Source organism: Clostridium sediminicola (assembly GCF_050402865.1).
Lineage (GTDB): Bacteria > Bacillota > Clostridia > Clostridiales > Clostridiaceae > Clostridium_AF > Clostridium_AF sediminicola.
Map to the genome: position 1 here is coordinate 1 of NZ_BAABMF010000047.1, position 6,929 is coordinate 6,929.

6 protein-coding genes and 1 pseudogene are annotated in these 6,929 nt (G+C 31.9%); all 7 read right to left on the bottom strand.

Annotation, left to right across the window (positions count from 1 at the left end; translation table 11 throughout):
* The coding region (locus ACQ3F0_RS26495) for a Na+/H+ antiporter NhaC family protein (protein ID WP_428868828.1) at positions 1-568 on the bottom strand (568 nt) is incomplete at its 3' end.
* Between the two features lie 190 nt (positions 569-758).
* Positions 759-1,946: a trans-sulfuration enzyme family protein gene (locus ACQ3F0_RS26500; protein WP_428868829.1), complete on the bottom strand. Its 1,188-nt coding sequence runs from the start codon at positions 1,944-1,946 to the stop codon at positions 759-761.
* A 14-nt stretch (positions 1,947-1,960) separates the two neighbouring features.
* Positions 1,961-2,992 (bottom strand): 2-hydroxyacid dehydrogenase, encoded by a 1,032-nt coding sequence (locus ACQ3F0_RS26505; protein ID WP_428868830.1) that lies wholly within the window; start codon positions 2,990-2,992, stop codon positions 1,961-1,963.
* A gap of 16 nt (positions 2,993-3,008) precedes the next feature.
* Positions 3,009-3,653, bottom strand: a complete 645-nt coding sequence (locus ACQ3F0_RS26510; RefSeq protein WP_428868831.1) for a class II aldolase/adducin family protein — start codon at positions 3,651-3,653, stop codon at positions 3,009-3,011.
* Between the two features lie 25 nt (positions 3,654-3,678).
* Positions 3,679-5,220 (bottom strand): FGGY-family carbohydrate kinase, encoded by a 1,542-nt coding sequence (locus ACQ3F0_RS26515; RefSeq protein WP_428868832.1) that lies wholly within the window; start codon positions 5,218-5,220, stop codon positions 3,679-3,681.
* A 286-nt stretch (positions 5,221-5,506) separates the two neighbouring features.
* Complete coding sequence (locus tag ACQ3F0_RS26520) at positions 5,507-6,442, bottom strand: sugar-binding transcriptional regulator (protein WP_428868833.1); 936 nt, start codon at positions 6,440-6,442, stop codon at positions 5,507-5,509.
* A 300-nt stretch (positions 6,443-6,742) separates the two neighbouring features.
* Positions 6,743-6,929 (bottom strand): annotated as a pseudogene (locus tag ACQ3F0_RS26525) (Na+/H+ antiporter NhaC family protein); the annotation flags it as partial.

Here is a 6,929-nt window from a genome sequence, read left to right on the forward strand (position 1 = left end):
GGGTTCTTGTAGCTGCTATTGTAGTGTCTGATACAAATGAAAGGTTATCCCCAAACATTGCTCCACCTACTACTGTTGCAACGATTAATGGTAATGAAATACCTGTTTGTTGAGACATTCCAATTGCGATTGGTGTTAGAGCTGTAACTGTTCCCATTGAAGTACCCATAGCAAAAGATATTACACAACCAATCATAAAGATACCTGGTAAAATTGCTTTTGCTGGCAAAATACTTAAACCTAAGTTAACTGTAGAATCAACTGCACCCATAGCATTTGCTACTGAATAGAAAGCACCTGCTAATATAAATATTACAACCATTAGTATTATTGTAGGATCTCCTCCACCACGAGAAAAAATATCAACTTTTTTATCTAAGGATAATTTTTCTCCTTTTCTATTAAGGCATAGAGAATATGCTAATACAATTATGAATGCAACAAGCACAGGCATATTAGTAAAGTCTTTAGTAATTATCCCTGTTGCTAAAAATAAAACTAAAAATAATATCAATGGAGTTAGACCTAAAAAACTGTTATACTTCTTGTCTTGATTTTCATTTTTCATTAATAATTCCTCCTAGAATTCAATTAATTCTTATAAAACGAAAACGATTACAGATATCCTTCTATTAAAATTCTCACCTCCTATTTGAAAATAATTATAGAATTATATATTGTAGCATTTATCACCTCCTTATCATTTTTAGGTCATTATTAGATTTATAAAATTCAAAATCTAATAATGGCCTAATAATCTAAATTTCTCTAAATGCTTGTTCTAAATCATTAATTATATCTTCGTAATTTTCAATACCAATGGATATTCTTATCATACCATCAGCTATACCGCTTTTTCTTCTTTCCTCAACAGGTAGTGATTTATGAGTCATTGAAGCAGGATGTTGAACCATTGTACCTACATCACCAAGGCTAACTGCAAGTTTAATCATTTTTAAATTGTCACAAAGCTTTCTCGCATTTTCCAATCCACCTTTAACTTCGAAAGATATAAGAGCTCCAAATCCTTTCATTTGTTTTTTTGCAAGCTCATATTGTGGAAAATTTTTCAATCCTGGATAAATTACATTTTCAGTTTTAGTATGTGCTTCAAGATATAGCGCTACTTCCATTGCATTTTTCAAATGCTGTTCCATTCTAAGTGGAAGAGTTTGAATACCTCTTTTTACAAGGAAACAAGTAAATGGAGATACTAATGCTCCAAGCTTTGTTACCCCTTCATGAAGTCCATTTTTAATGAATTCCTTATCTGCAACAATTGCACCTGCAATACAATCACCGTGCCCATTCAGGTATTTAGTAGCACTGTGTACTACTATATCTGCCCCTAATTCTAAAGGTTTTTGTAAATATGGTGTCATAAATGTATTATCAACTATAAGTTTAAGATTATTTTCTTTACAAAATTTTGATACCAATTCTATGTCCGTTAATTTTAATGTAGGATTTGCAGGTGTTTCAACATGAATAACTTTTGTATTTGGTTTAAGTGCTTTTTCAAGACTAGCTAAATCTGAAGTATCTACATAAGTTACTGTAATTCCAAAATCCGAAAGCATCTTATCAAATAATCCATAAGTCCCCCCGTATACAACATCTCCACATATAACATGGTCTCCAGCCTTTAATATTGCCATATGTGCATTAGCAATAGCAGCCATTCCTGAAGCGAATACTTTACAAGCTTCTCCACCTTCAAGTGCAGCAATCTTTTCCTCAAGCTCAATTTCAGTAGGACTATGATCTCTTCCATACAAATAACCAAATTTTTCACCTGAAAATACTTTTCCAGCCTCTTCTGTAGATTCATATGCATATGTTGATGTTTGATATATTGGGGATACTAAAGCTCCCGTAGCAGGACAAGGTTCAGACCCTGCATGCACAGCTATTGTATTCATTTTCCATTTTTTCATTTCATTCATATTCTTTCCCCCATTTACCTGTATTCATATAATAGTTGTCCGTTATTTAAAAAATTCTTTACGTCCTCAACAATCATATATGTATGATTGTCTATAGCATCGTAGGTTGCCCCTGCCAAATGAGGAGTTACAAAAACATTGTCAAGTTCAGTTATAAAAGGATGATCTTCTGCTAATGGTTCTTCAGCAAATACATCAAGTGCAGCTCCTGCAATTTCTTTTTCACGTAAAGCTTTAATTAGTGCTTTTTCATTTACTATTGCACCTCTTGAAGAATTTATAAAATAGGCAGTGCTTTTCATTTTTTTGAATTCCTTCTCACCTATTAATCCTCTTGTGCTCTCGTCAACTTTACAATGACAGCTTACAAAATCTGATTCTTCTAAAAGTTTTTCAAACGTTACCTTCTGAATAATATTGTCATTAATATCTACAGACGAAACATATGGGTCATACACATAAATCTTCATTCCAAATGCGCCTGCTATTTTTGATACTTTTTTTCCTATACTTCCATACCCAATCAAACCTAAGATATGTCCTTTTAATTGCATTCCCTTAAATGCTACATAAGGACTACCAGGTCCAAGCGCCCATGTAACATCTTCTTTAAGCCCAGTAAATTTATCATCATCCGCAGCATTATCAGCTAAATACTTACCATTTTTTAAACTCATATATGCATCTGCCATATGTCTTGAAATATTTAACATCATCGCTATTGTATATTCAGCTGTACAATCTGAATTCCTTCCAGGTGTAAATATAACTTTTATGCCTCTTTCTCTTGCTGCTTTTACGTCAATATTTACAGGATTGGCTCTAGTACAAGCTATAAGTTTTAAATTTTTGCATGCGTCTATAACTTTCTCTGTTATAGGATCATAACTTGTAATCAAAATGTCTTTGTCTTTTGCTAGGTCAATCATTTCGTCTTCTGATAGCTTTCTATGCATCTTGCCCCAACCTTCAATCAAAACTTCTCCATATGATTCAAGTTCTTTTATAACATTTTCATTTACTTCCGCTGTAACTAAAATCTTCATAATACTTCCCTTCTTTCTATTTGCCATATTTGTTTAGAAAAAAGTCTCTCATCATGTCTACAGCAGCATCATCCAAGGCAACAGGTGTACCAAAAGATTTAGCAATAGCATATGATTGAAGTGATTTTTCCAATACTTCAGTTACCTTTAATGCTTCCTCTAAAGTTTTTCCAACAGCAACGCCTCCATGATTTGCTAAAAGAGTAGCCATCTTATCACCTAATGCATCAACACAATTATTAGCCAATTCAGAAGTACCTGGAATTGCATATTTTGCTGTTTTTACCTCTCCACCTATTATCTGTGCCATCTCATCAAATACTGGTGGTATATTAGTTCTTGTACATGCGAAAGCACAAGTATATGGAGAGTGAACGTGAACAACAGCATTAACATCTGGTCTATTTAAATATATTTTTGTATGTAGTTCTAATTCAATTGATGGTTTCTTCCCTGAAATAAGATTTCCTTTCATATCAGCAACGGACATCATTTCAGTTGTTATAACCTCATAGTCAACTCCACTTGGTGTAATTATTACATTTTCACCGTCATTACTTCTAACACTAATATTTCCCCAAGTTCCTACAGTCCAATCATTTGCTAGCATATCTTTACCAGCTTGAATAATACTTTCTTTTTCCATTAAATATTTTTCCATTATTTTCGCTCCAATCGATTTTATATTAGTTATATTTTTTGAGAATATTTCTTCTAATTTTCCATGGTTCTTTATTCATCTCTCGCAGTAACTTGTACAAATTATATAATTCTTCATATTTTTTTGTATTCTTGATATCAGGTTTAATACTTTTTTTGACTTTAGAAGTACTTTTCACTGCCTCTTTCATATCTTTATATAGGCCAGAATAAACTCCTGCAGCTATTGCAGCACCTTTTGCTGTAAATTTATTTCCATAAGGTATTATTATTTCTTTACCGGTACAATCCGCAAGCAGTTTTGCCAAATACATACTTTCTGAACCACCACCTCCTAAATAAATTTTGTTTAAACCTTCTATATCCTTAATGCAATCTTTGATTGCGAAAGCTATCCCTTCATACACTGCCTTTAACATGCAATATTTATCTGTATTTTCAGATAATCCAAAAAACTCTGCCCTTGCGTTACAATCATAAAAAGGAGCCCTTTCCCCGCTAGAACTAATGTATGGCAGATATATTACGCCTCTAGCTCCAGATGGTATATCCTTTATTTTTTCTTCAAGAAGCTTATAAATACTAACATTATTACGCAGAGCCTCTTCCTTTTCCATTTTGAACAAATTATTTATTACCCAATCAAGATTACGCGTTCCAGCCATTGGCGCAATAACATTCAAACATAAATCTTTTACAGGATAAATTTCATATCCTGAAGTACTTTCATCTGAAAACTTATAATCTTTTCTTATTACTTCATTACAAATAGTTGTCCCAATCAGTGTGCAACAATCTCCTGCATTTACTGCCCCCATACCAATTGCTGCTGCTGAAATATCCATCATCCCATATACGACTGGTGTACCTTCCTTGAGTCCCGTAAGTTCTTCGACTTCTTTATTTACAGTTCCTGATAAATCACAAGAATTTGAAATTTGCGGTATCAAATCCATACACTCTTTAATATTAAGAATTTCAAATAAATCTTTTGATAGAGTCTTGTCTTTTAAATTTAATAAAGAGGTTGAAGCATCCGTTACCTCCATGCCTACTAATCCTGTTAGTTTAAATCTTAACCAGTCCTTACAAAACATAAAGTGCTCTGCTTTTTTTAAACTTTCTGGTTCATACTTTTTGAGCCACATCATAATAGCCGTTGAGGCCCCTGCAAATAAAACAGACCCTGTAATTCGCCTAATTTCATCCTTTATGTCTTTATTACCATTAGTTTCTGCTACAATATCATTTGCTCGTCCATCACTCCACAATATAGCATTTCTTACAGGTTTACCGTACTTATCAATAAGCCAGCAACCTTCTCCTTGACCAGCAATGCCTATACTCAGAATATTAGACGCATCGATACTGTTTTTATGTATTAATTCCTTTATTACATCGCATACTTCGGTCCATAACAGTTCCATATCTTGTTCATAGTTATTATCTTTATTTTTTATAATATTTTTCTTAGCGCAAGAACATACTTTATTACCATGGATATCAAACAATGCTACCTTAATGCTTGAAGTACCTGAATCAATACCCATTACAAGTTTATCAGACATCAAATCACCTCCTCATTGCTAAATCCCAAACCATTCCCTAAGTAGAATACTATTCTATATTCCTCAAAATCTTTTCTTGCTTTGTGGTTTAACAATCTTGTAATATTTACGTCTTGTTACATTTGCTCATCAGTGTTACTTTTGTATATTATAATTATATTCTATTTTTTTTATTTTTGCAAGAATTATTAAACAATTTTATTTTTGTTTATGTTTATGTCTCAAAAATAAAAAAACACCCATTTTTTAAATGTAGTGTTTGATGTTAATTATTATTTTTTCATATCTAAACTGTATCTAATATATAATTGGCTGTCTCAAAATCAGTAACAAGAACATCAAGAAAATCACTATTTAAAGCTCCTAAAATTGCCTCTTTCTTGTTTTCTCCACCTGCAACTCCTATTACCAAAGGTATCCCCATAAGCGTATTATGATCTATTCCTATAATTCTTTTCTTCATACTTTTTTCCACTAATTTCCCCTTTATATCAAAAGGAATAAAACAGATATCACCTACACACCCACTGCTTTTTAGTGAAGAAAAATCATCATCGTCTAGAAAATTATATTTGTGTAAAGTTGCTTTATCACTCATACCACCAATTCCAACAAGTGCAATATTGCTTTTCTCAACCATATTAAAAACATTCTTTACCGTATCTTCATTCATAATAACTCTCTTTGTATTCTCATCTTTAACAATACAGGGAGCGTACATAAAATAAGGATTTGCTCTTAATTTGTTTGAAAACACCCTTGTTATTTCATCAGTCATAATGGATATATCTTTTACATTAGTCCCTCCAACACACTGAATAACAGATATGTCCTTCCTTTTTAATGTAGGCATACTATCTGCAACAGCTGCAAGTGTTTTCCCCCAAGAAACACTAATAACATCACCATCTTTAACAACACTCTCCAGATATTTGGCAGCAACATTTCCTAATTTATCTTCTAAATTTTCATCTTCAACATCTGTAACAATAACCTGTTTAAGATTAAATCGCTTCTCAATGCTTCCTTCTAACTCTGCATAACTTTTTTCATAGCCATTTATTTTAATTGTCACTATTCCTTTTTCAAAAAGGCTTCCTATAATCCTATTTACCTTTTGTCTTGACATAGAAACCTTATTTGCTATTTGTTCCTGGGTCATTCCTTGCATATAATAATAATGTGCGATTTTTATAAATATTTTTTTCTCATCATCTATCATATGAACACCTCATTCCATTTGCTCAACTAAATTACTTTTGTATAATATAATTATATTCAATGAATTAAAATTTTACAAGTATCATATTCCTTTATTATTCTATATTATTTAAAATACCACATAATGTTTAATCTACTATATGTTATTTTAAGTAGTTTGAACATTCCTATTATAAGGGAAGATATTTTTGTATAACACCTATTTTCACTCCTTAGCATGCTTAACAAACTTAAAACAATAAAAAAACTCATTAGAAGCAGTCGCATCTAATGAGTTCATTTTATTTACTTTCTTATAAATCTACTTTTTAGTACTATCAACTTTTCTTTTAAAATTTGGGATACCTAATGCTATCGCTATTATTCCAAACACAATCATTAACATTGAATATATACTATATGGAACTAATTCAACTGGAGATAATTTTGCTAATCCTGCTGCAACTAATATTTGTCCACCATAAGGAACTATTCCTTGAAATGCTGAT

Excerpts from the sequence above, each read along its gene's own strand:
- ACQ3F0_RS26520 (WP_428868833.1), bottom strand. The coding sequence starts at position 6,442 with ATGATAGATGATGAGAAAAAAATATTTATAAAAATCGCACATTATTAT.
- ACQ3F0_RS26510 (WP_428868831.1), bottom strand. The coding sequence starts at position 3,653 with ATGGAAAAATATTTAATGGAAAAAGAAAGTATTATTCAAGCTGGTAAA.
- ACQ3F0_RS26500 (WP_428868829.1), bottom strand. The coding sequence starts at position 1,946 with ATGAATGAAATGAAAAAATGGAAAATGAATACAATAGCTGTGCATGCA.
- ACQ3F0_RS26505 (WP_428868830.1), bottom strand. The coding sequence starts at position 2,992 with ATGAAGATTTTAGTTACAGCGGAAGTAAATGAAAATGTTATAAAAGAA.
- ACQ3F0_RS26515 (WP_428868832.1), bottom strand. The coding sequence starts at position 5,220 with ATGTCTGATAAACTTGTAATGGGTATTGATTCAGGTACTTCAAGCATT.